We start from the raw sequence: 26531 nt of genomic DNA, 5'->3' as shown, positions 1-26531 counted from the left end.
GCCCCAGGGGGTGGCACGACCGACTCCGGAGCCGCAGACGGCGGGTCCGCATCGCCCCAGACGGGGGCATTGGGCTCTGCGCATGCCGCGGAGAAGGAAGGGTTCGGTCGACCCACCCCGAACACCAATATCCCCTTGCTCTTCATCGGTCTGATGATCATCATGCTGATGTCTTCACTGAACCAGACCGTTCTCTCCCCCTCCTTGCCGACCATCGTCGGCGAGCTCAACGGCGTCGAGCACATGAGCTGGGTCATTACGGCGTTCATCATGGTTTCGACCATCATGATGCCGGCCTACGGAAAATTGGGTGACCTTTGGGGGCGCAAGCCTCTGCTGATTTTTGCAATCCTCGCCTTTGCGGCCGGTTCGATAACAGGTGCTGTCGCTCAAGACATGACGACCCTCATCATTGCTCGTGGCCTGCAGGGCCTCGGCGGCGGCGGGTTGATGATCCTCTCGCAGTCCGTGATCGCGGACGTCATCCCTGCGCGTGAGCGCGGTAAGTACATGGGCGCCCTCATGGGTGTCTTTGCGTTCTCATCCGTTGCCGGCCCGTTGCTCGGTGGTTGGCTGACCGAAGGGCCCGGCTGGCGTTGGGCCTTCTGGATGAATATCCCGCTCGGAGTCCTCGCGCTCCTGGCAACCATTTTCCTCATCCCGCACACCAATAAGGCTGTGGAGCAGCAGCGTCGAAAGATCGACGTGTTCGGCATGATGTTCCTCGGCGCCGCGACCGCTTGTCTCGTCCTGGCGATGACCTGGGGCGGCAACCAGTACGACTGGAATTCGCCGACCATTATCGGACTGCTGATCGCCGTCGTCGTCTGCGTGGCAATCTTCATTCCGATCGAGTCCAAGGTGACCGAGCCGGTCATGCCGCTCGCGTTGTTCAAGGACCGCAACTTCAACCTGACCACCATCGCCAACCTGTGCATGGGAATTGGCATGTTCGGTGCCGTCGGCTACATGCCGACGTACATGCAGATGGTTCTCGGCGTGGATGCGACCGAAGCCGGTCTGCTCATGATTCCGATGATGGGCATGCTGCTCATTACGTCGATCTCCGTCGGCTTCATCGTTTCGAAGATCGGCCGCTACAAGGCCTTCACCGTCGTGGGCTCCGTTCTGCTAGCTCTTGGTCTCTTCCTCTTGTCCCATCTCGAGGTCGATACCCCGGCCTATGTCATCTGCATCTTCCTGGCCGTGATCGGTTTGGGCTTGGGTATGTCCATGCAGCTGCTGACGCTCATCGTCCAGAACTCGTTCCCGATCAGCATGGTTGGCACCGCGACGGCGTCCAACAACTTCTTCCGGCAGGTTGGTGCGACCATGGGTTCGGCCTTGGTGGGCGGCCTGTTCACCTCGCGCCTGAAGACCTTCCTGGAAGACCGCATGCCTCCACAAGCGATGTCCGCTACCGGAAGCGGTGGGTCCAACTCACTGACCCCGGCGCTCGTCAGCGGCCTTCCGGAGCCCATCAAGGGGATCGTCGTGGGAGCCTACAACGACGCCCTGGTTCCGATCTTCTTGTGGATCGCTCCGCTCGGCATTCTTGCTGCTCTCGTCCTCCTGTTCATCCGTGAGAAGGCGCTGGCAACCAGCGTCTCCGACTCCGGCAAAACCGAGGACGTCAAGGCCGAGGGTTCCTCCGAGCGAGGTTCGAACGAGGAGGTTGAGTCATCGACTCCGCCCCACGTTGCTTCATCGGGCAACAGCGATGGTGCGGAATCGAGGGCAGGTTCGGAAGATGAGGTTCGCCCCCGGACCGGCGAATTTCCCCTTCCGGAGACTGGCTCGATGATGAATATCCACCGAAAGTAACCAGGCCGCCCGCACGCCCGGGGCCGCACCTTGGGCATCGGGCTCCATGACGACGCCGCCCGCCCGCCATCCCTCAAGGATGGTGGGCGGGCGGCGTCGTACGTTAACAAAGGATCGTGGTTAGATCGTGGTACCTGCGCGCTCGCGGTGGGCAGCCAGGTCATCGAAGACGCGGGCGTTCAGGTCGAAGCCCAGGACCGCTTCATCGAGAAAGGCTTGGCGCTGTTCCTCGGACATGGGCGCCTCGTCCAGGAGAGTGCGGTACTGGTCCTTGAAGATCTTGGGTTTGGGGAGATCCTCGAAGCGATACATGCTCAATCCCTCCCTGGGGACGCCGTAGTGGCGCCCCATGAGTGCGGCAACTGCTTGTCCGCCGGAAAGATCACCCAAGTACCGCAAATAGTGATGGGCCAGGAAGCGCTCGGGCGATCCGGCGGTCTGCCGGATTCGTTCAACGTAATCGCTCGTCGAGGTTAGGCAAGGCAGCGTCGAGTCACCAGGTTTCCGTAGCTGCCGAAGGTCGTGTCGGATCGATGCGAGGCGGTCCAGACCTGGTTGGTTGAAAGGGCGAGTCAGGTCATCGTCGAGCTGACGGAAGCGGTGGGCGACGGACTCGAGAGCCTCGTAGATGTACTCGTACTGCGTGAGGAGTTGGGTATAGGCTGCAGCGTCCAGACTCCCCTCCATGAGATCGGACATGAAGGTCGAGTGCTCGGCCTTGGAGTGTCTTTCCGCGGTACGCGTGCGAACAATCGCCGAAAATCTGGTGTCTTCGCTCGATGCGTCATCGGCGTTCGGAGGGATATGAGGCGCTGATTTCAAGGGGGTCTCCGTGTGTCGAGATGCTGACAGAGTGTCAGCAACATGGTGGTGACATCTTGTCACCAAATTATTTCGACCGCAACAAGGCTCGTCTTGATTAAAACCTAGGCTACCCTAAACTGGACGCTAGTGAACCCATTCGCGAATATATAAGTTAGCTAATTTGGTTCACCGACGATAACTCCACCACCTCCATAGGGGAATCTATGAGCAATCCATCCAGGGCCAGGCGCTGTCAGGCGTTTCTTGCTGCCGCGGTCATCGGTATTTCGGGTGTGGCCAGCATCCCGTTGACCGCACAAGCCACGGAGTCTCCAGCACATCCGGCCGATCAGCAGTCACCTTCCGGTCAGAAGATCGAGGGAGCCACGCTGTCGTGGAACCTCAATGACAGTTTTGTCAGCTATCTCAAGACGCCCGGGACGGGCGGAAAAATCGATGCCGACGGAGTCGACAATCTGGACAACGCGTTCGGGTGGTCCTCCGGAACCGGGACTTTTCGGGATGGCAAGGGCGAGGTTGCCCTGCCCGGTTCTCTGCACTTCACTGCCCACAACGGCGCAATGGACCTGACGGTGCGCGATCTTTCGCTGTCGATCGATGGGCAATCGGGCATCGTGTACGCGAATATCGATTCCAAGAACGCCTCTGGCGAGATGGTCCAGTACGGCAGGATCGCACTGGGCCACGTCGACCTTTCAGGTCTGAACAAGAGTTCCGACTCGCTCAGTGCAGAGGCCGCCAAAGTGACTCTGACCTCCCAGGCCGCCCCGGCCTTCGGAGGACGATACAAGGAGGGGCAAGAACTCTCGCCCCTGACCTTCAAAGCCCCACTGTCCGCGACTGGCCAGCCATCAACGGGCCAGGGTGAACAAACACCATCTTCGGCCCGAAAAATCGTTTCCTCGGACCTGAAATGGGGAATCAAGGAATCCTTCCGTAAATACATCCGCGGCCCCATCGCAAAGGGAACATGGGAGGTTTCCGGCGGGATCACCGACGATAACGGGAGTTTTGGATGGGGCGCCGGCACAGGGCACTACGACCCCTCGACCCAGTCCGGCGAGATCAGCTATCCCGGCGAGCTCCATTTCACGGGTCATGGCGGGATTCTGGACATGAGGATCTCGAACATCCGCCTGAAGATCACCAACGGCCAAGGCAGTCTGATAGCGGACGTGGCGTCCAATGATCCCGAAGGGCAGCCTCACATTTACACGAACTCGACCCTGGCGAAGGTGGACTTGTCCGGCGCCACACTCACCGGGGGCAAGGTTTCGGTGACCAACGCCAAGACCACGATGACGGCGAGCGGATCCGTGGCCTTTGCCAACTTCTACTCGGAGGGTCAAGAACTCGACGCGTTGAGTTTCTCGGCGATTTTGGATGAAGCCGCAGGCTCCGATTCACCCGGCGGTAACGGAGGCGCCGATACGTCTGCCCCTGTCCCTCCTATCAATAATGGCTCCGGCTCAGGAACCTCCGACGCGGGCAATGGCGGGAACGCCGGGACCGGCGGCAACGCAGAAACGGGTGGTTCCGGTGCCGGAGGCAACCTCGGGAACGGGGACAATTCGTCGGCTGGGAACGGCGGTACGGGCTCCGTCACGCCTGCGGAGCAGAATCCTGCAGTAGGCACGGCAGATGTGAAGCAATCCTCGACACGCAAGGTCGTCTCTTCGGATTTGCAATGGGGAGTCAAAGAATCCTTCCGAAAATACATTCGAGGGCCCATCGCCAAAGGCACATGGACGGTATCCGGCGGGGTCAAGGACAACGGGGGCGTCTTCAATTGGGGTACCGGGACAGGCCAGTACGATGTCGCGACCAAGTCGGGACAGATCAAGTATCCGGGCGAACTCCACTTCACTGGTCACGGCGGCATTCTGGACATGAAGATCTCGAATGTGCGGCTCCAGATCACGAATGGTGAGGGCAAGCTCGTGGCCGACGTCGTCTCCAACGACACCGATGGAAAGCCTCACACGTACAACAACTCCGTCCTGGCCACTGTGGACCTTTCCGGAGCAACGTTGAACGGGGACAAGATCTCCGTGACGGGAGCAAAGACCACGATCACCCCGAGTGGTGCCGCAGCTTTTGCCGACTTCTATTCGGCAGGAACGGCACTCGACCCGTTGAGCTTCTCGGCGACCTTGGGTGAGACAGTGGACTCCAACCCGATTGACGCCGTCGAGGATCAGGGTTCCCACGAATCCGCAACCGCAAGCGACAACCAGTTCTCCACGAGCAACGGATCGGACAATGGCCAAGGTTCCTCGAACGGCGGAGCCGCCCAGAACGCCGCTGGCTCCGGTGCACAGGCAACTCAGAACGGTTCCGCCTCTCGGTCCGGTGGTTCATCGACCAACCCGGGCAAAGCCGATTTGAAATGCGTTCCGGTGACCGTCACGGAGACGGCAAAGCCTTCCGTCTCCGCCGCCAACCACGATTCGGCAGGGGCCACGTCTTCGACCTCCGGAACCGTATCCGCGGCATCGCTGAACTGGGGCCTGAAGACCTCGTTCCGTAATTACATTTCCGGCGGAATCGCCAAAGGCAAATGGGATCTGAGCAGCGTCGGATACTCGAACGGAACCTACAACTGGAGCAATGGAAGCGGAAAATTCGAAAACGGCAAGGGATCCGTGAGCTTCCCCGGATCCGTCCGTTTCACCGGACACAAGGGCATTCTGGACCTGAAGATCTCGAATTTGCGCTTGGACATCGACGGAGCCAAAGGCACTCTTTACGCGACGGTTTCCTCGAACAACATGGAAGGCAAGAACAAGGACTACGGCGAGGTGGCCCTTGCTGATGTCGACGTCTCGGGCCTCAAAGTCGAGGGCGGCAAGATCTCTCTCGATGGAGGTAAAACCAACCTGACCAAGGTCGGTTCTGAGGCCTTCGCCGACTTCTACCAGCCGGGCCAGGAATTGGACCCGCTCTCGTTCTCGGGTTCGCTCTCCGGCGGCGAAAGCCGCTCGGTCAAGCCCATGGCGGAAAGCAAGGCCACCGTGGACCAGAATGCCAAGCCCGTCGTGACAACCAAGACCGTGTATCAGGGTGAGGGTTGTGAACACCTCGCGAGTACCGGGGCCCAATCTCCGGCCGCCCTGGCCGGGATCGGAGCGGCGATCTTGGCCGTCGGGACGGGCGCCGTCCTGATCGCGCGACGCCGTATGGGTCATAACAGGCCCTAGGCGTTCTCAACGCTCCGCCCCTGGGAACGACGACCCCGGGGGCAGGGTCATTTCCTGATGGGGATTGGCCAACGCGGAACGGGCCGCTCACCGTGCGGCCCGTTCCGTCACTTCTCCCTGAAACTCCTCGAATCTGACTGCAGAGAGTTCATTATGAGTATTCACATTTCACGGCCCGGGACCACCACCGCAAAGGACAAGCCCGGTGGCGCGGCGATGGCACTTCTGTCGGGGCTGCTCGCGCTGATCCTCCTCATCTCCGGATGCGGCCAAGGAAACGGGGCGCCCTCTCAGGCTGGTGGCTCGAGCCCGGAATCCGCCGTCAATATGAGCCCGCTCCAGGCGCAAGCGGATGCACTCACCGAAAAAGCGGTGGACGATCCGAAGTCGCTGAAGGGGCCGACCACGGCGTTATCCGTACCTGAAGTCGAACCTGTCAACGATCCGCAGACCCCGCAATTGCCGGTCACCGTCAAAGACCATCAAGGAACGGATGTGACGGTCGAGGACGCTTCACGCATCCTGGCCCTGGACCTTTACGGGACCCTTGCCGAAACCGTGATTGGGTTGGGCCTGGGGGACCACCTTGTTGGTCGGGTGACCTCTTCGACCGAAAGCAGTCTCTCCAAGCTGCCGGTCGTGACCGAAAACGGCCACGACCTCAACGTGGAGAAGATCCTCGAACTCCGCCCGACCCTGGTTCTGATGGATACGACCAACGGTCCGACCGAAGTGACCGAGCAACTGCGTTCGGCCGGGGTCAAGGTCGTGCACTTCGACCCTGATCGCTCCATGGGCCAAGTGGTTCCTCAGATCCAGAAAGTCGCCGAGGCCCTGGGCGTTCCGGACTCGGGGAAGCGGCTGGGCGAGCGGGTTGAGAAAGAGCTCGACCAAGCGATCCAGGCCATCAAGAGCGCCGCTCCCAAGGACGATGCCAAGAAACTTTCGATGGCATTCCTCTACGTCCGCGGGACGGGCGGGGTCTTCTTCATCCTCGGCAAGGGATCCGGAGCGGATGACCTGATCACCTCTCTCTCCGGAATCGACGCCGCCGGAGACGCCGGCGTCAACGACATCAAGCCCGCGACCAGCGAGGCACTGGTCAAACTCAATCCAGACCTGATCCTCTGCATGTCGAAAGGTGTCGAATCAACGGGCGGAATCGACGGTTTCTTGGCCCGCCCAGGTGTCGGCGAAACCAAAGCTGGTCAGAACAGGCGCATCGTGGACATGGCCGACGGGCAGATTCTTTCCTTCGGACCAAATACTCCCGCCGTTCTGCTCTCACTGGCTCAGGCCGTCTATGCGCCGGATGCGGCGAATGAATCCGCCTCGTCAGGGGCTTCCTCTTGACCCGAAAACGCCGCGGGTCCGCGGACACGAGAAACAGGAGTGCGTGGATTGCCTCAGTATTCGTGGTGATCGGAATGTGCCTGATCGGTGTCGCGATTGTGTCGGCGATGGTCGGGCAATTCGATATGCCGGCAACCGAGGTGGTGTCCGCGGTCGCGCGCAGATTCGGATGGATCGCCCAGGATCCCAACGCGAAGTTGGCGGATGCGACTCTCTGGAATATTCGCTTCCCCCGAGTGCTGCTGGGCCTATTGGTCGGAGCCGCGTTGGGCGTGTCCGGGGCGGTGATGCAATCTCTATTCGGCAACCCCTTGGCCGAGCCGGGTGTTATCGGCATTTCGGCAGGTGCTGCCGTGGGGGCTTGCATAGCAATTGTTCTGGGGCTGAGTTTTGCCGGAATCTTTACGGTGGCCGCGTGTGCATTCGTCGCCGCGTTGGTCACCACCGCTCTCGTCTATTGGCTGTCCCGTTGGCAAGGACGTTCCGGCGTCGTGACCATGATTCTGACCGGCATTGCGGTGACCGCCGTGGCCAATGCGGCCATCGCGCTACTGGTTTTCATGGCAGATAGCACGGGGAGGGACCAAATCGTTTTTTGGCAGATGGGTTCCCTCAACGGGGCGACCTGGGGAGCGGTCGCATCATCTGCCCCCACTGTTCTGGTAGGCCTGGTGGGCTGCCTGACCATGGCGAGAAAGCTGAACTTGTTGGCGTTGGGGGAGCGTGCGGCTGAACATTCCGGGGTCAATGTCGAGCGATTACGTCTGGTCGCGATCGCGTGCACGGCGATGCTCACCGGGACTGCGGTTGCCCATTCCGGGATCATCGCGTTCGTCGGACTGATCGTCCCGCACGTTTTGAGACTGGTTCTCGGGCCTTCGAACCGCTTGCTGCTGCCTGCCTCCGCGATGGGCGGCGCGTTGCTCATCGCCGCCTCGGACGTCGCCGCTCGCAATCTGGTGCCTTTCGCGGATCTGCCCATCGGAATCTTCACGGCGCTCGCCGGGGGCCCGACCTTCTTCATTCTGCTGCGCCGCACGTTGCGTCGAGGAACCACATTATGACTCTCCTGACGACCAAAAACATAGATTACCGGTATGGCGAGACCACCGTGCTCAGCGACGTTTCCTTCGACGTGTCCGTAGGGGAAGTCGTCGCGCTGATCGGTCCGAACGGTGCCGGAAAGTCAACAATGCTCTCGGTCATCGCAGGCGACCTGCGTCCCGACCGGGGTGCGATCCGGATCCAAGGCAGAATTCCCCATGCCTGGGCAGCAATGGACCTGGCGCGTCATCGGAGCGTATTGCTGCAGAACTCGAGCGTGACCTTCTCGTACCGCGTCGAGGATGTCGTCGCCATGGGGCGTACCCCGTGGAAAGGGACCCAACAACAGGACCACGACGCAGCCGTGATCAAACAGTCCATGGAAATCACGGATACGGCGAAGTTCTCCAATCGCGATGTCACGACTCTCTCCGGTGGGGAGGGCGGACGGGTTCAACTGGCCCGCGTCCTGGCTCAGAGCACCCCTCTTGTCCTCCTGGACGAGCCGACTGCTGCGCTGGATATTCTCCACCAGGAGTCGACCTTGCGTACGTGCCGGGAACTGGCCGCCGCTGGGTCAGGAGTGGTCGTGGTTCTGCACGATCTCGACGTCGCCGCGGCCTATGCTGACCGAGTCGTCCTGTTCCGCAAGGGGCGGGTAACGGCGTCGGGATGTCCCGAAGAGGTGATGACAACCGAGCGCTTGAGCGACGTCTACGGCTGGCCGATTGAGGTCCTGCGGCACCCACGGACCGGCCGACTCCTCGTTATCCCGGAGCGACAAGGGCATTTGTAGACAGCTCAGCGTGAAAAGTAACGCAGAACACAACAGGCGGTACTACCATGGGACTCATGATCTTCAAGGCGGTCGGGGAGACGCGGCCATACCCCGCGCATCCGTTCAAGAGCCAGAAGGAGTGGGGCATGCTCGCCCCGCGGCAGGTGAGGCTCGATCAGCTGATCACCACTCAGAGGATGCTCGACCTTTCGACCCTTTTCGGGGAGGACTCCACGTTTTATGGGGACATATTCCCTCATGTCGTCAAGTGGGAGGGCCGAATGTACCTCGAAGAAGGAGTGCACCGTGCCTTGCGAACGGCTTTGCAGCATCGCCCCGTGATGTATGCTCGCATCCTCAATCTGGACGCAGAGGCCGTCGACCTGGAAGAAAATCACAAGTGGGAAGGCTGAATGCCGCCTGGCAGGTCGCTGAGACATCACCTCTCGACTCGTTATTTAGTGACAACCGGTCCTATACTGTCAATATGCCTCGTATCTCCGCAGCCTCCAATGCCGCCCAGCGAGAGAACACCCAGAACGCGATCCTAAAATCCTTCGGGGAGCTCCTCTATACCCGCGGTCTCACCGGTTTGACCATGACCCACGTTGCCAAGAACGCCGGGATCGGTCGAACAGCCGTATACAACTACTTCGCCGACATGGGCGAGTTGCTTGTTGCATATGCGCTGGATGAGACCGAGCGTTTCATCAACGACCTGCGTACGGAGCTGACCAGCGTCATCAACCCGGTGGACCAACTTGCGGTGTATGTTCGCATGCAGATAGAGGACATGTCCCGCCGTCACCTTCCACCCGGGCCTGCCATGAGGTCGGTGCTGTCTCCGGAGGCATTCGAGAAGCTCGGGGATCACGTCGGTGAACTGCAAGCCGTGCTCGCGAGGATCTTGACGGCCTGCATAGACCAGGGTTACCTGGCCCAATCGGACATCACCGAGCTTGCGCAGCTGGTGCACGGTTCGCTCAGTTCGGCCGCGGACCGCGGCAAGAACGAAGATGAAGAAGCTCGCGACGAACGTATCCGGCACACGACCAGATTCATCCAGCTCGGCCTGGGCGCCCAATTCGACGACGAGGGGCGGCCGGTTCCGGCGTATGCGGATCGGCTCCCGGCCGAGGGGCCGCGGTTGCGCTCGGTGGCTTCCTGACCTCCTGCCGAGCGTACTCACGTGGCCAGGTCGGATTCCTTCCGGCGTGGCCACGTGTGTATCGTCAGGACGTTTGGTTGATCTGCCTCAACGAATCGAACGGAGCATGGGAGCTGAACCGTGCCTCGATGCCTTGGCGGACGAAGCGTTTGGCATTCTCTGCCGCTTCGAGCGGTGTAGCTCCCTTGGCAAGTTCGGCGGTCACGGCGGCCGCGAGCGAGCATCCGGCCCCGGCAACGGCGACCTCACCGATCTTGGGTGCGGACAACACCTTCAAGGTCTTGCCGTCATAGAACACGTCAACCGCATCCGGTCCCGCGAGCCGTACGCCGCCCTTGGCGAGTACCGCAGCACCGGAACGCTCGTGAATCCGTTTGGCGGCCTCTTCCAAATCCTCGACGCCGGAAATCTGGTCCATTCCTGACAGCGAGAGGGACTCGAAGTGATTCGGCGTCACGAAGTCGGCCAAGGGAAGGATCTTGGCCTTGAGAGCCTCATCCGTGTCCAACGCTGCACCGGGCTCCTGGCCCTTGCAGATCAGCACCGGGTCCAGCACGATGTTCCGGGGCTTGTTCTGCATCAAAGTCGAGGCAACGGTCTCGATGGTTGCGGGCGAACCGAGCATACCGATCTTGACCGCGTCCAGATCGTAGACGGCCGTGTTGACCTCCAACTGGTCTGCGAGGGTTTGCTGATCGATCGGGAAAACGCGATGCCCCCAGTCGTTTTTGGGGTCGAAAGACACAATGCAGGTCAAAGAGAGGCACCCGGAGACGCCGAGGGCCTGGAACGTCTTGATGTCAGCCAGAGCCCCGGCGCCACCGGTGGCTTCGGAACCCGCGATGGTCATCGCAACAGGGGTTTGAGTAGTCGTAGTCATGTACCCATTATCCAGCCGACAGGTAAGATTTTCACGGCTCGGGTGGCAGACGGGCCTCGAAGGCTGAAAAGGCCTTCACTTCGGAACAGTCGAACCACGGCTTCTCGGAATCGAGAGGTCGCGTCAATACAGATTGGTGACCAGCATGCAGTCCACCCCATCCGGACAGGGCAGACGGGTATCGCCGTCCTCCCCGAGACCCGAAGCCGGGACGCCTTGGCTAGCCGCTGAGCCCCGATACGCGAGGCGCCCGCGGACTTACTTCGACCTGCTTCTCGCGTTGTACTGCGTATTGCTGATTCTGTCGAACATCGGCGCGACCAAGGGCGTTGCATTCGGGCCCATCCTGACCGACGGCGGTTTCTTCCTGTTCCCGCTTGCATACGTCTTGGGTGACGTGGTGACCGAGGTTTACGGCTTCAAAGCGGCGCGTCGGGCGATCGTGACGAGCTTCTGCGCCGGGGCTTTCGCGTCCCTATGTTTTTGGATCACGATCATGCTGCCCTCGGCTGATTTCTATGAGAACCAATCGGCTTTCGAGGCCGTCCTCGGGCCGGTGCCCCGAATCATCGGGGGCTCGCTACTCGGCTTCCTGGTTGGACAGCTTCTGAATGCATGGATCATGGCGCTGATCAAGAAATGGACCCGTGAGCGGTTCATGTGGATCCGTCTGATCGGTTCCACTCTGGTGGGGGAGTTCGCGGACACCCTGATCTTCTGCACGATCGCGGCGCCGGTCCTCGGCATCGAACAATTCGGTGACTTCGCCAATTACGTCATCGTCGGCTACTTCTACAAGTGCCTCATCGAGGTCGTCCTGTTGCCCATCACGTACCCGACTATCGGTTGGTTCAAACGCCACGAACCCACATATCCGGGTGCGGTCAGTCGGTAAATCCGGCTATTTCCCCGATGTCCATGAGGTACGCGAGCTGGGCCTTGAGGGTCTTCACGGCCGGCCCGCGTACTTCCTCAGGGACATGGGCATAGATATCGGAAGCCAGCGCCGATGCTGAGGGACCGAGATCGTCGTTGGACGCCTTGAGACGGCGGCGCAACTCGTGGATTCGGTTGAGGCGGTGGTCCAACAGGCGCTCGCAGGCTTCTTCGAGGAATTCGCCGTGCGGACCGTGAGCAGGAAGCACCGTGAAGCCCGGCTCATCCTTGAACACCCGCAGGGTATCGAGATAGTCCTCAAGATCGCCATTGGGGTAGTCGAGCATTGTGGTGCCACGACCGAGAATCGTATCGCCCGTCAGAATCACGCCGTCGTCGAAAATGCTGAGACAGATCGAATCCGAGGTGTGCCCCGGCGCATGCCACACGCTGACCTCGACGTCGACGTCACGCAATACTTCTTCGTCCTGAAACGGTCCGGCCCCAACACACAACGAACGATCCCATGCACGAACGGGTGCGTCCGTGAGCTCGCGCAAGAATTGAACGTTGCCGATGTGGTCCTCGTGCCAGTGGGTCACCACGATCAGGGCGACGTCCACGGCGGCGGTGACGGCACGGGCATGCCCTTGGTCGCGGGGACCGGGATCGACGACGACCGCCCGCGGTTTCGGCTGACCCGGGGCCGGTGGGAAGGTTTCCCCCAAGTCGCCGATGACGTAAGTATTGGTGCCCTCCAGCGTCATTGCGCTGGGATTGTCGACGGTCAGGTACGCAGTGTGGGCGCTCGTTCGAACCCAACCGTGCGATCCTGGCACGGGAGGCGTGGACATATAGCTCGAAGAAGCACTCATAGCACTAGTTCATCACACCTCAGCAATGAGTACCTGCTCCCCTCCGGGTTCTTGCGTTGTTTGAAGTGTGGAACCCGGTGTGCGTAACCCGGTGCAATCGCGCGATAATTACGGGATATTCACTCGCATTCACGAGAAAGGCCCTCGGCAGCTCAATGGAAAAGAACACGAAGGACGGCGCGCTCGCGCGGTCGTTGTCCCATGAGCAGATGACCATGATCGCCCTGGGCTCCGCCCTGGGCACGGGCCTTTTTCTGGGTTCCGGCGCGGCAATCGGCGTGGCCGGTCCCGCGGTCATCATCTGTTACGCCATCGGCTCGCTGATCGCAGCCATCATCGCCTGCGCTGCCGGGGAAATGGCGGTCAAATTCCCCGTGCGGGGCGGTTTCGGCACCATGGCGGGTCGGTTCCTCGGGCCCTTTGGCGGCTTCGTGACCCGTTGGGCTTATTGGGCGACGACCGTATGCGTTGCCGGCGCCGAACTGGTTGCCGTGGCTACCTATCTCAAGTTCTGGTGGCCGCAACTGCCGCTCTGGGCGGGCATCCTGGTCTTCGCCGTCGTCGTCGTTTCCCTCAACGCATACAGCGTGAAATCCTTTGGTCTTGTCGAATTCTTCCTGTCCGGTATCAAAGTCATTGCCGTGATCGCGTTCATCGTGATCGGCCTGATCATCGTGTTCCTCGGTCTGCCGAGTCACCCGGCCGAGGGGATGAGGCACCTGACCGAACACGGTTTCGTGCCCAACGGTCCGAGCTCGATCTGGTTGGGCATGGCGGTGGTCATGTTCTCCTTCGGTGGTATTGAGCTCATCTCGATTTCCGCTGCGGAAGCAAAGGACCCCGTGCGCTCGGTCCGCAGCGCCGGTAAGGCAACGATCTGGCGTCTTGCGACGTTCTACGTGTTGGCTCTGTTTGTGGTCATGGCGCTGATGCCATGGTCCGCGGCTGCGGGAACCGGCGACCTGTCATCAAGTCCCTTCGTGATGGTATTCTCCGAGGTCGGAATCCCGGCCGCGGCAGCGATCATCAATTTCATTGTTCTCGTCGCCGCGCTCTCCGCGGCCAACGCAAACGTCTATGCCGGGACGCGCCTCATTCATTCGCTGTCGTACCAGGGCATGGCGCCACGCGGACTGCAGCGAACGACCAAGCTGGGCAGCCCCGTACGGTCCTTGGCCATTTCATGTGCGGGCATTCTTCTGGTCATCGTCCTTGCCCTGGTCACCGAGAACGTTTTTCTGATCATGATGTCGGTGATCACCACGTTCATCCTCGTGGTATGGACATTGATCCTGTTCTCCTACATCAGCTACCGGCGCCGGAACAGGGCTTCCGCGGAATTCCGATTGATCGGGGGAATACCGACGGCAATTATCGGCATCATCTGTTTGGCGGCCATTTTTGCCGCGGTATTCTCGAGTCCTGATATGCGGCTGCCGGGCATTGTTGCGGTGTGTTTCTACGCTTTTCTGACGATTGTTTACTACGCGTTCGTGCGTCGGTTTGTCGGCAGCGACAAAGACGCATTCGACGAGGCGGAACTCGCAACAAAAACTGACGTGTAGTTTTGCCGAAACGGGCGGTTGGTTGGCGCTAATCTTGATCCGGGGAACACCCCACGATCATTCGCCCGTGCCGATAGGGCAGGCATTTGCCTGTATTGACCCTTGTCGTGCCGGGCCGGCCCTAAGGGAATCAATCGCATGACAAAAACTCTTCGTCCCCCATCCGCATTGGGACTGACAAGAATGGCCAAAGGAGCCCTGACACTGACCCTATGCGCGGGATTATTGGGCATCCATGCGCCTGCTTTCGCGGTCGGCGGCGCATCGGAATCGAATTCGACCGGTACGTCGTCGCTGGGAAGTGAAACCGATGGTACCGAAAACAAACAGGTTGGGAGCCTCGTCCCCGAGCGGGATGTCCTCAAACCACCGGCCCTTGGCGCGATTCCGCCTGTTACTGGTGGCGAGAATCCGGGCGCGACGATGGGGCAAACTCAGAAGTCCATGGATCAGACGGACCATTTGTCTCCGGCGTCGGCCGAATCAGCCCACCAGGACATGCAGAAAGCACTCAAGGGCGAAGCGGTGACCAAGAACGCTGCCCCGAAAATCGCGGGTGCAGCCGCACCGGACGGGGTAGGACAGACCGCGGCGACGTCCGGAATTCAGGGGATGGACGTTTCCGGGTGGCAACCCAACGTCAACTGGAATTCCGAATACGCCAACGGGGCTCGTTTCGCATACATCAAAGCCAGCGAGGGGACCGGTTACACCTCTCCCACGTTCTCTTCGCAGTACACCGGAGCCAGTAACGCGGGAATGTACCGCGGTGGCTACCATTTTGCTTTGCCCTCCCAGTCTTCCGGGGCGGCGCAGGCCGATTACTTTGTGAACAACGGCGGAGGCTGGACCGCGGACGGTCGAACGATGCCCGGAATGCTGGATATCGAGTTCAATCCGTATTCCAGCCTGGGTAACACCTGTTACAACATGTCCCAAGGCCAGATGAACTCGTGGATCACATCATTCACGGAACAGTACAAAAACCGGACCGGACGGTATCCGGTGATTTACACGAACTATTCCTGGTGGGTTTCTTGCACCGGAAACACCAATCAGTTCAACTCCATGCCGCTGGATATCTCGTATTATTCGTCCACGGCGGGACCGATGCCTGCCGGGTGGAGTACCTACGACATTTGGCAATACAGCGCTTCCGGGCCCTATTCGGGGGATTCGAACGTTTTCAACGGCAACGCAGCTGGACTGTCCGACTTGGTCAGGAACGCGGGTTACAAGCCGGTCGGCGGCCGCTCCCCAGGCAATTCGGGCGGTGATACCGGGGGCTCGTATTACACGTCGGCGAATGGGAAGAGGGTCAAGCTCTCCGGAGCGATCGGTGGCAAGTGGAACGCAAACCGCAGCAAATACGGCGAACCGGTCAACAACGAGACGTGCGGTTTGGTCCAGGGCGGCTGCTACCAAACCTTCTCGAACGGATACACCATCTACTGGACCCCGAACGGTACGGGAACGCACGCGGTATATACGTGGGGTGCGATCGGAGACAAATGGATGGCCTCCGGGTACGAGCGGTTCTATGGGTATCCGGTCAACGAGGAGACCTGCGGGCTGGTTGGGGGTGGCTGTTACCAAACCTTCTCCAACGGCTACACGGTGTACTGGACTCCATTCGGCACCGGAACCCATGCGGTGTACACCTGGGGTGATATCGGCAAGGAATGGATGGCTGCCGGATACGAGCGAGGCTACGGTTATCCGACAACGGAACGGATCTGGAACGGAAGCCAGTACTACCAGAAGTTCTCCAACGGATGGACCGTAACCGATCCGAGCTGATGGCCGATGTCGGGACGTGCGAGAACGTACCGGCCGTTCCAGGGAGACCGCCCGAGGGACGGAACCGGTGCGTCCTCGGCGGACGGCGGGATCGAAATCGACCCTTTCCTTCAATGGATAAGGTGGAAGGATGAGTTCTCGAATCCTCACCGTAGAAGTGCCCCTTCGCTGGGGCGACATGGATGCGTACCATCACATCAACAACGTGCAGATTGCGCGCATCATGGAGGAAGCCCGTGTGGCAGCATTCGGACCGCCACCGGCGGCTCCGGGAGCGGAAGAGGCGGAGGTTCCCATTCCGCTTTTCACCCGGCTTCCCCGCGGAACGCAGGCGTTGATTGCTGAGAACCACATCAAGTACCGTGCCCCGCTTCCGTACAGCAGGACGCCCGCTCGTGTGGAGATTTGGGTGGACAAGATCACTGCGGCAAGTTTGGCGATCGAATACCGAATCTATGATGCTCGAAGCGGCCAGCGTTGTGTAGATGCCTCTACCGTTTTGGCATTCTTCAACGAACCAGAAGGTCGGATCGTTCGCATCTCAGACGAACAGCGTCGGCTCCTCGAGGACTCCGCGTCCTCAGACTGAATTTCAGCCCGGTACGGCAACGGCCCGGCGTCCCCCAAGGGACGCCGGGCCGTTGCCGTACCGTAAGAAGGCTACTTGGTGACGATCCGGATCACCGGGCTCCCCAAGGACGCGGTATCGGCAGGGATGCCCTCGACGCTCGCATACTTGGGCGTGTTGGTGACCAACACAGGGGTGATGGACGAATACCCGGAGTCGGCGATGACCTCGCGGTCGAATGTCAGCAGCTTCTGCCCCGCCTCGACCCGGTCACCTTTGGAAACCTCGGGTGTGAAGCCCTGACCGCCCAGGTTCACGGTATCGATGCCCACATGGATGAGCAGCTCGACACCCGAATCCAACCGGATACCGAGTGCATGGCCGGAGGTAGGCGTCGCTATGATCTTGCCGGCCTCCGGAGCCACCACCGTTTCTGCGCTCGGTTTGATGGCCACGCCCTGACCCAACTTGCCGGCGGCGAAAATCGGATCGGGGACCTCCGACAGGGAGACGGCTTCACCTTCCAGCGGCGCGCCAACTGTCAGTTCAGTACCCGCCGCCGGCTGTGTGGTTGCGTGGTCCGTCTGTTCCGCTGATGCGGGTGACACTGGAGCCGACGTCCCGGCGGACGCAGCGGTCGACCCGGCTGCGGCGACGCCGACGGCAGCGCCTACACCCGCGCCGACCGGAGTGCGTTCTTCGGATCGCGCGACCTCGGAATCTTGACGATCCTTCTCGATGGCGTCCTCGGTTTTCTCGCTCGTGGGAACCTCATCCGAGGCGAGATTCTGTTTCGCCAGATCGGCATCGCGTTGCTCGCGGGAGCGGAAACCGAAGATCAGCACTCCTGCCAAACCGCCGAAGAACGCAACGGCCAGGCCGATAGCGAAGAGCGGTATCGGCTGCATAGCGGGGATCGACAGCAACGAGGTGAAGGCAAAAGCATAGGACCTGACGCCCATCCAGGAGATCAGGCCGCCGGCAATCATGGCCGGGACCAGAATCAGTGGAAAGACCCGCTTGTAGCGCAGGACCACACCGTAAAGTGACGGCTCCGAAATACCGCCGAGAAGGCCCGAGACAGCGGCGCCCGTGGCAACCTGACGCAGCTCCTTGTCACGGGCTGCACGAATGGCAACGCCGGTGACCACGCCGAAGACGGCGAAGTTGTACGCGGCCATGGGGGACTGAATGAAGTCGTAGCCCAGGGTCGAGAGGTTGGATATCATCACTGCGTTGAGGGGCCAGTGGAGGCCGAGCGGAACCATGAACAGGTACGAACCGGCGACGACGACGCCCACGATAGCCGGGTTGATGTCGTTGAGCCACTGGAACACGTTCGAGATGCCGAGCCCGAGGTTCACACCAATCGGCCCGATGATGAGAGCGGTCAGGGGAACCATGATCAGAATCGAAATCATCGGGACGAAGACCATGTGAAGCATGTTCGGGATGATCTTTTTGAGGAACCTTTCCAACGGCGCCAGAACCGCGACCGCGAACAGGGGAGGGAAAACCTGTCCCGTGTAATTGAACAGGTAGAGCGGAACACTCCAACCGCCGATGTGGAAGAGGGTGATGTGGTCGGCGTCGCCGGCCATCTCCGCCAGGCCTCGGAAAGCATCCGTCATGAGGGCGGCGGGGATAGCCGCGCCGACCCACATATTGGCGCCAAGCCGCTTTGCAGCCGTCGCGCCGATGAAGATCGGCATGAAGTTCAAGACCGACATGGCCGCGCCCAGCAGAATGAACCAGAACGGGAACTGGGAGCGCCAGTCGTTGAGCAGCGCGGCGTTCGCGGAGTCGTCCCCGACCTTGGGGCCGTTGACGAGGTCGACATTGACCACCTGACCGGCGAAGTTCGTGTAATGGCCGAATACACCGAGCTGCTGGAGCAGCACGATGAGGGTGAGGATCATCGACGAACCCAGAAGCGCCCAGAGCACGGGCCGGAACGAATCCGAAAGGACGTCGAACATGCGGGTGATGATTCCCGCTTTCTTCTCATCCCCTTGTCCCACGGCCTTGGTTTTCGAAGCGGTCGAACCGTTTTCCTTGTCCATGCCGGGTAGTTTGGACATTTCTCCATAGACCTCGGCTACTTCGTTGCCGATGACAACCTGGGTCTGCCCGGACTGCTCGATCACCGACAGAACACCGTCGGTCTTCTCGATTTGGGGTTTGTCGATTTTGCTCTTGTCGTTGATGGTGACCCGGAGACGGGTCGCGCAGTGGGTGAAGTAGTCGACGTTGTCGGCACCACCCAGTCCGTCCAGGACGGACTTCGCCGTTTTCTGATAGTCCACGGATGACTCCTCGATGAATCAACCGGCCGTGGGGCCGGCGTCTTAAAACACAAAAGACCCGAGCCGCACGGTGCTTACGACCAAGGTTCCGTAGTGAACGGTCCTGGGCGACGGGCGCGGGTACGAGGCATGGACTACCTCGAGGCCTTTGCGCCTCGCGATGAAGCCACTGGTCCTGGGACCAGCGATGCGACTCAGGTCTTGCCTGCTGTGTCAGTAACAACCCTGATATTTCGGCGATGTCCGCCGAACTTCGGATTACTTTACCCGTACGTCATAACCTGCGCAATGGGTAAGTCGCGCGGACTAGGGCACAGCTCGCACCGCTTGTTATAACGTGCGGTGGCCGGCCTTTTAGACTTCACCCGATAGGACTCCCGCCCGGAAGGCCTCGGACTGGTGCCTCCGCATCCACCGTCGATGCAACCAGTAATTCAGCTCGACGAGTCCGCTTCCGACTGCCGCGATGAAGAAGGAAGCCCACAGCAGGTTCGCTTCGGGAACCTGGAACTCGTGGTACATGAGCGACCACGGAATGACCAGGACCAAAACCAAAGCGACGTACATGCTCAGCAGCAGTGCCCACCGCGCAGGAGTCAGGGGACGAGAGCCGACACAGAGGATCCACAAACCCACGAGGACCAGGACGATGAAGTTCGCCGTCTGGATCTGTTGCTGGACCTGCAGTCCGCTGGGATCCAAGTACTGCGAGTAGAAATTCACGGCCACAATGCACAGTGTGACCACCACGGCGCTGGGCAGCGCGAAATGCAGCGCCCGGCGCAAAAACCCTCCGACGTAACGGCGATTGTTCGGCAACATCGTCAGGATGAAGGAAGGACCACCGATGATGAGCAGGTCCGCCGTCGAATACTGCCGGGGCAGGAAGGGGAATTTCCACGCCAGCAACCCGAGGACCACGCCCATCATGACTGCGAAGCTCGTTTTGGTCAGGAAAAGGTTGGTCACTCTCTCGATATTCGCAATGATTTTTCGGCCTTCGGCGAGTACTGAAGGCAGCCGGGAGAATTTTCCGTCCAGGAGGACCAAGCGGGACACTGCCTTCGTCGCGGGGGCGGCGTTGCCCATCGCGATGCCGAGGTCGGCGTGTTTGAGTGCTAGCGCATCGTTGATCCCGTCCCCGGTCATCGCGACGACGCGGCCCTGTTCCCGAAGCCCTACCACCATGTTCTTCTTTTGGTGAGGAGATACCCGGCCGAACACGTGGTGGGTGAGGGCCGCTTCGGCGAGGGCCGGTCCGTCGTCGGGAAGAGCCGAGGCGTCGATCGCGCCTTGTCCTACGTCCATGCCGGCCAACCGTGCCGCGGCGGCGACGGTTGCGGGGTTGTCCCCCGAGAACACCTTCAGATCGATTCCCTGCCCGGTGAAATAGGAAAGGGTCTCCTTGGCGTCCGAGCGGACCTGCTCCCGGAACGTCAACAGAGCGACCGGAACCCAGTTCTCGGGCAGCTTCTGCACCGGCCGGGCAGCCTCGTCCCTGGTCAGAGCGTCGGAACGAGCTAGGACCATGGTCCGTAGTCCCTCGGATGCGAGCTGTGTGGCGCGATCCCGGGTTTCACCGGGGGGTAGGAGGACCTCGGGGGCGCCGAGCAGCCAGGCCCCCGAATCCGCGAATTCCACCCCGGAGAACCGGTTGGCCGAGGAAAAACCCAGCACGCCGCTCGGCTTATGCTGCGGAACGGAGTCGAAACTTTCCCCGAGTGCGGCCGCGGTCGGGTTGGCATTTTCATCATGGCCGAACCAGGCCAGGGCCGCGCGGGCTTGCTCCTCAAGGTCAACGGCCGAACCCAGGGGATATGCTCGGTCGAAAGTGACTCCACCCTCGGTGAGGGTTCCGGTCTTGTCGAAACACACGGTGTCCACCCGGGCAAGAACTTCGACCGCGGGCTGCTCCTGGATGAGGACTTCGTCTGCGGCAAGCTTGACTGCCGCAACCGCGAAGGAAATCGTGGTCATGAGCGCCAGTCCCTGGGGGACCATCGAGGCAACCGACGAGACCGCGACGACGAGAGCGTCCTCCCAATTGCCGGTCGAGAGGGCGCGGTGCCAGCCGCCGACCGCTTGCATCTGTCCGTTGAGCACCACCAGGATGATCGGGATCAACGCGATCGAGATCCATTTGACGACCCGCTCCGTTGCGGCGCGCAACTCGGAATTGATCGGCGCGAACTGCCGCGCTTCCTTGGCCAGCCGCGACGCGTGCGAACGCTCGCCGACCGCGGTCACGCGAACCCGGCCGGAGCCTCCGACCACGGACGAGGCGGAATAGACTTTGTCGCCTGGTTTTTTGACGACCGGGTCGTTCTCGCCGGTCAGGAGCGATTCGTCCAGATCCAGGCCATCCGCGGTCAGAACCTCGGCGTCGGCAGGAACCTGGTCGCCACGGGAGAGGAGGAGTACGTCGTCAAGAACTATATCCTCGAGTTTGATCTGGGAAACCGCACCATTGCGCAGGATGCGGGCGGGATCCTGGCGGAGTAAAGCAATCTTGTCGAGTTGCCGTTTGGCCGAGAACTCCTGAACGAACCCGATGATGATGTTGGCCAGGGCTGCAAGGGAGAAGAGGAGATCGAGCCAGCGTCCCAGGACGATGATGACGGCCGCGCACATGCCCAGTACGAGATTGAACAGGGTGAACAAGTGAGTGCGGACGATGGCCCATACGCTTCGCGAAGTGGTGTTGGGCTGATGGTTCGTCAGGCCGAGTTCGGTGCGTTCGCGGACCTCCTCGGAGGATAAACCCGTGTTAGCGAGTTCGGCGTCGTCGACGCGCGCGAGTCGCGGCTGGGCATCCTTGGTGCGAGTTGGCATCGATCTCCTCGTGGTTCACAACGTGCATTCATTAGTTTACGGGCGTGTCCGCCCTGGCCGGAGTAGACCTACCTGTAATTCCGGCGACCTGTCATCTGGGCGAACCGAGGAGGTGTTAGTGTCGGGCGTACCGCGCCAGAAGGTGATGTATATAACATCAGTCGCCGTTCCGTTCGATTCAGCAATTCCTTCCCAACTCATGACAGATCGGAAAACTCATGGACACTATGTACGCCGCCGTGGTTCTTCTGGCCTGCGTCGCCTTGGGCGAGTTGATCTCGGCCGCGACTCGGGCTCGTATACCAGCACTCCTCGTCGCCATGATTGCAATGGCCGCACTGACCCAGACCGGCTTATTCCCCGTCCAGATCGCCGAAGCTTCGCTATTCGTCGGTATGGGAACCATTTTGCAACCCGCGATCATGGTTCACATGGGAACTCTGCTTCCCATCGCGTCCTTGAAACAGCAGTGGCGTCCCATCATCATCTCCGTAGCGGGCATGGCGTGTGCAACAGGGTTGATTCTGCTGGTCGTAGGACTGCTCTTCGGCTATGGCACGGCTGTTGCCGGGACGGGTCCTCTGGTGGGCGGAATCGTCTCGACGTTGTTGACGACCGAGGGCCTTACCTCTGCCGGGATGACCACCTTGGCAGCCATCCCGCCCCTGGTTCTGATGCTCCAAGCCTTGCCGGCAATGCCTCTGACCGCTTTCTTCCTGAAAGGGCACGCTCGTCGTCTAATCGAAAGCGGCGAGGTCAAAGTCAACCGGGATCCCGATACCGGAGCGATTCAGCTGTCTCCCGAGGCACAAGCCGAGGCGAACCGGAGGACGCTGGTGAGGCTGCCGGCTTCGGTGCGTGAAAACCAGATCATCCTGCTCTTCATGGTGGTCGCCGGTGGTGCGCTGGCCATGTACATGCAAGGAATCACGGGTGTTTCCTACAGTCTCTGGGGCCTGGGGCTCGGCATCTTGTGCGTGTGGTCGGGACTCCTGCCGCGGGCTTCACTGGAGAAGGCCAACGCGTTCTCACTGGGCATGGTCGCGATCATCGTCATCGTCGCGGCGCCGTTGATGAGTGCCTCGCTATCGCAGATCGTGACGTCTCTCGGAGCTGTCGTGTTGATTCTTCTGGTCGGAATGATCGGCATCGTGGTGGGAGGAGCCATAGCGACGAAGCTCCTGGGCTGGGACCTACGGTTGGGCATGCCCGTGGCGCTCACCGCGATGTTCGGCTTTCCCGCGGATTACCTCATTACGACCGAGGTCGCCCGCTCGTCATCGGACGATCCCGAATTGCAGAAGGCGGTCCAGGATCGAATTCTGCCGCCCATGTTGATCGGCGGTTTCACCAGCGTGAGTGCCGGTTCGATTGTGATCGCAACGATCCTCGTCAACACGTTGTGAACGGCCCTAGCCCGGACAAAGGCCAAAGCCCTGCCGAACACGGGGTGTTCGACAGGGCCTTGGGGCCGTGCCTTTCCGAGACGCTTAGCCGAAGTACTTCGGCAAAGTGCCGGACCATGCCTGGCGGAGTTCGGGAAGCCCGACGCTGGCGATGCCCTGCAGATCCAAGGCGTCGTTGACGGCGTCCACAACACCGATGCGCGCGAACGGGTAACGCCGTGCGGTGCACATGTCTTTGAAACGGACTTCCTCCGTGCGCGGCACGGAACAGATCGCGCGTCCTTGGGATTCCGAGAACAACATCGTGAATTCGTCCACGTCGTCGCGTTCGGCGATTTCGCCCAATCCGATCCTTGCGCCTACGCCGAAACGAAGGCACGAGTCAGCCAAGGCGGCCGCCAACCCACCTTGGGAGAGATCGTGGGCGGCATCGATCATGCCGTCGCGGGACATGTTCACGAGCATGTCGCCCAAGAGTTTCTCCTGTGCCAGGTCAACGCGGGGAGGCCGGCCACCGAGATGCCCTTTCAATCGAGCCCATTCCGAGCCATCCAGCTCTTCATAGGTGGTTCCGAGCATGTAGATCGCGTTGCCGTCTTCGGTCGCGGCCCAGCCCGACGGAGTGCGGCGAGCTACATCGTCCATGACGCCCATCATCGCGACGACGGGCGTCGGGTTGATCGCGCGGCCGCCGGTCTGGTTGTACAACGAGACGTTCCCGCCGGTCACCGGGACGCCCAGTTGAATGCAACCGTCCGCCAGACCGCGGACGGCCTCAGCGAACTGCCACATGATGGCCGGGTCTTCGGGGGACCCGAAGTTGAGGCAGTCCGATACGGCAACGGGTCTGGCGCCTGCGGTCGCCACGTTGCGGTATGCCTCTGCCAAGGACGCCTTGGCGCCTTCATACGGATCCAGATACGTGTATCGCGGATTTGCGTCCGTGGCCAGGGCGACGCCCAGTCCCGTTTCCTCGTCAATGCGAATCACACCGGCATCGTCCGGCTGGGAGAGCGCGGTGTTGCCCTGGACGTAGCGGTCGTACTGGTTGGTGACCCATTCCTTGGAGCACAGATTGGGAGAGGCCATGAGATCGATGACGGCCTGGCCCAGATCCGCACCCGAGGGGCGATCCGAGCCGGCCTCGGAAGCGACAAAGTGGTCGCCCTGGGTCTCGTCCTGCCATGAAGGACGCTCATAAGGGCGTTCGTACGTGGGGCCTTCATGGGCGACGGTCCGCGGATCGACGTCCACGATGATCTCGCCGTTCCACTCGATGACCAGACGTCCCGAGTCGGTGACCTCACCGAGCACCGAGTACTCTACGTCCCACTTGTCCATGATTTCTTCGAAGCGGGCCATATTCGCCGGGGTCACGACGGCCATCATGCGTTCCTGGGATTCCGACATCAGGATCTCGCCGGGAGTCAGAGTGCTGTCTCGCAGCAGAACCTTGGTCAAGTCCACGTGCATACCGCCCTCGCCGTTGGAGGCGAGCTCCGACGTCGCGCAGGATATCCCTGCCGCGCCGAGATCCTGGATCCCCTCGACCACCGAGTCCTTGAACAGTTCCAGGCAGCACTCGATGAGTACCTTCTCCGCGAAGGGGTCTCCAACCTGCACGGCCGGTCGCTTGGACGGCTTGGCATCATCGAAGGATTCCGAAGCCAGAACCGACGCACCGCCGATGCCGTCACCGCCTGTTCGCGCACCGAACAGGATGACCTTGTTGCCTACTCCGGAAGCATTCGCGAGCCGAATGTCCTCATGCTTCATCACGCCTACGGCCAACGCGTTGACGAGCGGATTGGCTTGGTAGCAGGGGTCGAATTCGACCTCGCCGCCGATATTCGGCAGGCCCAAGGAATTGCCGTATCCGCCGACGCCCGCGACGACGCCGTGTACTACGCGTTGGGTATCCGGGTGGTCGATGGCCCCGAAACGCAAGGGGTCCATGACGGCGACCGGGCGCGCACCCATCGAGATGATGTCGCGAACGATGCCGCCGACCCCGGTGGCGGCCCCCTGATAAGGCTCAACATAGGAGGGGTGGTTGTGGGACTCGATCTTGAAGGTTACCGCCCAACCGTTGCCGATGTCGGTCACGCCGGCGTTCTCGCCGATCCCGACCATGAGGTCCTTCTTCATTTCTTCGGTGACTTTGGCGCCGAATTGCTTGAGGTGCACCTTGGAGGATTTGTAGGAGCAGTGCTCGGACCACATGACCGAGTACATGGCCAACTCGGCGGCGGTGGGACGGCGCCCGAGGATTTTCTTGATGTCCTCGAATTCGTTTTCTTTCAGACCGAGCTCGGCCCAGGGAAGGATAGTCTCCGGGGTGGACTGTGCATGCTCGACGGTGTCCAGGTTGAACTGCTGTTCGTTCATGTGAATGTGAATCCTTGTGTCGACTCGGGAGATTATGCGGCGACGATCTGGCGCAGAAGAGAAGTGAACAGATGGAGTCCGTCCGAGCCATATCGCATCGCCACTTCATCCGTTCCGGACGATGACGGGCCGAAGCCCGGTTCCACGGCATGCTCGGGGTGGGGCATCAGGCCGACGACGTTGCCGCGTTCATTGGCAACTCCGGCGATGTCCTGTCGCGAACCGTTTGGATTGCCATCGACGTAGCGGAAGACCACACGGTTCTCTTCCTCGAGAAGGCGAAGCGTTTGCGCGTCCGCGACGTACTGGCCGTCCTGGTTCTTGAGCGGAACCACGATTTCGCTGCCTTGTTCCAGATCGGCGGTCCACGGGGTTGACGTGGACTCGATACGGAGCCTTTGGTCCTTGCAGATGAACTTGAGATGATCGTTCTTGATCATCGATCCGGGCAACAAATGCATCTCGGTGAGGATCTGGAAACCGTTGCAGATGCCCAGTACGGGCATCGGGGAGGAACCCGAGGTGCCCTCGGCGGTTGCGGCTCGGTAGACCTCACGCATCAAGGGAGCCTTGGCAGCGATCGACCCTGCGCGGAGGTAGTCACCATACGAGAATCCGCCGGGAATGATCACGGCGTCCACGGATTGCAGGTCTGAATCCTTGTACCAGAGCGGAACTGGCGTTCCACCCGCGAGTTTCACGGCCCGGGCGGCATCGCGGTCATCGAGGGTCCCGGGAAGAGTGACGACGCCGACGCGAACGTTCGCGAGGCGATCGTCCGAAACCTCGGCAGAGAGATCGGCGATCAAAGGTACTTCTGTGGAAGACAGCGATTCGGGCATG

Annotated in this window: 19 protein-coding genes; 12 read left to right on the top strand and 7 right to left on the bottom strand. The window is 60.9% G+C overall.

The features are described 5' to 3' along the window. Positions 1-69: 69 nt before the first annotated feature. A complete protein-coding gene (locus EWV35_RS06990) occupies positions 70-1824 on the top strand; it encodes an MDR family MFS transporter (RefSeq protein WP_394342445.1) in 1755 nt (584 codons plus the stop codon). A gap of 120 nt (positions 1825-1944) precedes the next feature. Here EWV35_RS06990 and EWV35_RS06985 read toward each other — a convergent pair whose 3' ends face one another. Beyond that, positions 1945-2646, bottom strand: a complete 702-nt coding sequence (locus tag EWV35_RS06985) for a biliverdin-producing heme oxygenase (protein WP_238654254.1) — start codon at positions 2644-2646, stop codon at positions 1945-1947. A gap of 206 nt (positions 2647-2852) precedes the next feature. Here EWV35_RS06985 and EWV35_RS06980 point away from each other — a divergent pair, with 206 nt between their 5' ends. The 6 genes from EWV35_RS06980 to EWV35_RS06955 all read left to right on the top strand — a co-directional run bounded on the left by EWV35_RS06980 (position 2853) and on the right by EWV35_RS06955 (position 10192). Continuing rightward, positions 2853-5849 (top strand): HtaA domain-containing protein, encoded by a 2997-nt coding sequence (locus EWV35_RS06980; protein ID WP_129659784.1) that lies wholly within the window; start codon positions 2853-2855, stop codon positions 5847-5849. 153 nt (positions 5850-6002) lie between these two features. Beyond that, a complete protein-coding gene (locus tag EWV35_RS06975; protein WP_129659781.1) occupies positions 6003-7202 on the top strand; it encodes a heme/hemin ABC transporter substrate-binding protein in 1200 nt (399 codons plus the stop codon). Positions 7203-7276: 74 nt separating this feature from the next. Next, the gene (locus tag EWV35_RS06970; protein WP_129660927.1) at positions 7277-8266 is read left to right on the top strand and encodes a FecCD family ABC transporter permease; all 990 of its coding nucleotides are present in this window, start codon (positions 7277-7279) and stop codon (positions 8264-8266) included. Then, positions 8263-9042: a heme ABC transporter ATP-binding protein gene (locus EWV35_RS06965; RefSeq protein WP_129659778.1), complete on the top strand. Its 780-nt coding sequence runs from the start codon at positions 8263-8265 to the stop codon at positions 9040-9042. Before EWV35_RS06970 ends, EWV35_RS06965 begins: the two co-directional genes overlap by 4 nt. 56 nt (positions 9043-9098) lie before the next feature. Further along, complete coding sequence (locus EWV35_RS06960; RefSeq protein ID WP_129659775.1) at positions 9099-9437, top strand: type II toxin-antitoxin system VapB family antitoxin; 339 nt, start codon at positions 9099-9101, stop codon at positions 9435-9437. Between the two features lie 74 nt (positions 9438-9511). Further along, positions 9512-10192, top strand: a complete 681-nt coding sequence (locus EWV35_RS06955) for a TetR/AcrR family transcriptional regulator (RefSeq protein WP_129659772.1) — start codon at positions 9512-9514, stop codon at positions 10190-10192. Positions 10193-10256: 64 nt separating this feature from the next. Here the strand turns inward: EWV35_RS06955 and EWV35_RS06950 are convergent, their stop codons facing one another. After that, positions 10257-11072, bottom strand: coding sequence for a hydroxymethylpyrimidine/phosphomethylpyrimidine kinase (locus EWV35_RS06950; RefSeq protein ID WP_129659769.1), 816 nt, complete (start codon positions 11070-11072; stop codon positions 10257-10259). 145 nt (positions 11073-11217) lie between these two features. Between EWV35_RS06950 and EWV35_RS06945 the strand changes: the two genes are divergently transcribed. Continuing rightward, on the top strand, positions 11218-11967 hold the full coding sequence (locus EWV35_RS06945) for a queuosine precursor transporter (protein WP_129659766.1): 750 nt from the start codon (positions 11218-11220) through the stop codon (positions 11965-11967). Here the strand turns inward: EWV35_RS06945 and EWV35_RS06940 are convergent. Further along, on the bottom strand, positions 11957-12823 hold the full coding sequence (locus EWV35_RS06940) for an MBL fold metallo-hydrolase (RefSeq protein ID WP_129659763.1): 867 nt from the start codon (positions 12821-12823) through the stop codon (positions 11957-11959). The two genes, EWV35_RS06945 and EWV35_RS06940, sit on opposite strands and share 11 nt — an antisense overlap. A 155-nt stretch (positions 12824-12978) precedes the next feature. On the opposite strand from EWV35_RS06940, the gene EWV35_RS06935 reads away from it, so the two are divergent. From EWV35_RS06935 to EWV35_RS06925, 3 genes are all read left to right on the top strand, one after another. Further along, complete coding sequence (locus tag EWV35_RS06935; RefSeq protein ID WP_238654250.1) at positions 12979-14388, top strand: amino acid permease; 1410 nt, start codon at positions 12979-12981, stop codon at positions 14386-14388. Between the two features lie 138 nt (positions 14389-14526). Continuing rightward, positions 14527-16188, top strand: a complete 1662-nt coding sequence (locus EWV35_RS06930; RefSeq protein WP_129659760.1) for a GH25 family lysozyme — start codon at positions 14527-14529, stop codon at positions 16186-16188. A 130-nt stretch (positions 16189-16318) separates the two neighbouring features. Then, the gene (locus EWV35_RS06925; RefSeq protein WP_129659758.1) at positions 16319-16777 is read left to right on the top strand and encodes an acyl-CoA thioesterase; all 459 of its coding nucleotides are present in this window, start codon (positions 16319-16321) and stop codon (positions 16775-16777) included. Positions 16778-16848: 71 nt separating this feature from the next. Here EWV35_RS06925 and EWV35_RS06920 read toward each other — a convergent pair whose 3' ends face one another. Continuing rightward, entirely contained in the window at positions 16849-19062 is a 2214-nt protein-coding gene (locus tag EWV35_RS06920) for a glucose PTS transporter subunit IIA (RefSeq protein WP_129659755.1), read from the bottom strand. A gap of 354 nt (positions 19063-19416) precedes the next feature. Beyond that, positions 19417-21894, bottom strand: a complete 2478-nt coding sequence (locus EWV35_RS06915) for an HAD-IC family P-type ATPase (RefSeq protein ID WP_129659752.1) — start codon at positions 21892-21894, stop codon at positions 19417-19419. A gap of 218 nt (positions 21895-22112) precedes the next feature. Here EWV35_RS06915 and EWV35_RS06910 point away from each other — a divergent pair, with 218 nt between their 5' ends. After that, positions 22113-23300: a hypothetical protein gene (locus EWV35_RS06910; protein ID WP_129659749.1), complete on the top strand. Its 1188-nt coding sequence runs from the start codon at positions 22113-22115 to the stop codon at positions 23298-23300. A gap of 84 nt (positions 23301-23384) precedes the next feature. Here EWV35_RS06910 and purL read toward each other — a convergent pair whose 3' ends face one another. Beyond that, complete coding sequence (purL, locus tag EWV35_RS06905; RefSeq protein ID WP_129659746.1) at positions 23385-25688, bottom strand: phosphoribosylformylglycinamidine synthase subunit PurL; 2304 nt, start codon at positions 25686-25688, stop codon at positions 23385-23387. A gap of 32 nt (positions 25689-25720) precedes the next feature. Further along, on the bottom strand, positions 25721-26530 hold the full coding sequence (gene purQ / locus EWV35_RS06900; RefSeq protein WP_129659743.1) for a phosphoribosylformylglycinamidine synthase subunit PurQ: 810 nt from the start codon (positions 26528-26530) through the stop codon (positions 25721-25723). Position 26531: the final 1 nt, after the last annotated feature.

It is taken from the genome of Rothia uropygialis, assembly GCF_004137765.1.
GTDB lineage: Bacteria > Actinomycetota > Actinomycetes > Actinomycetales > Micrococcaceae > Rothia.
Note: the sequence above shows the minus strand (reverse complement) of the source record. Positions and strands in the feature narration are given on the sequence as shown.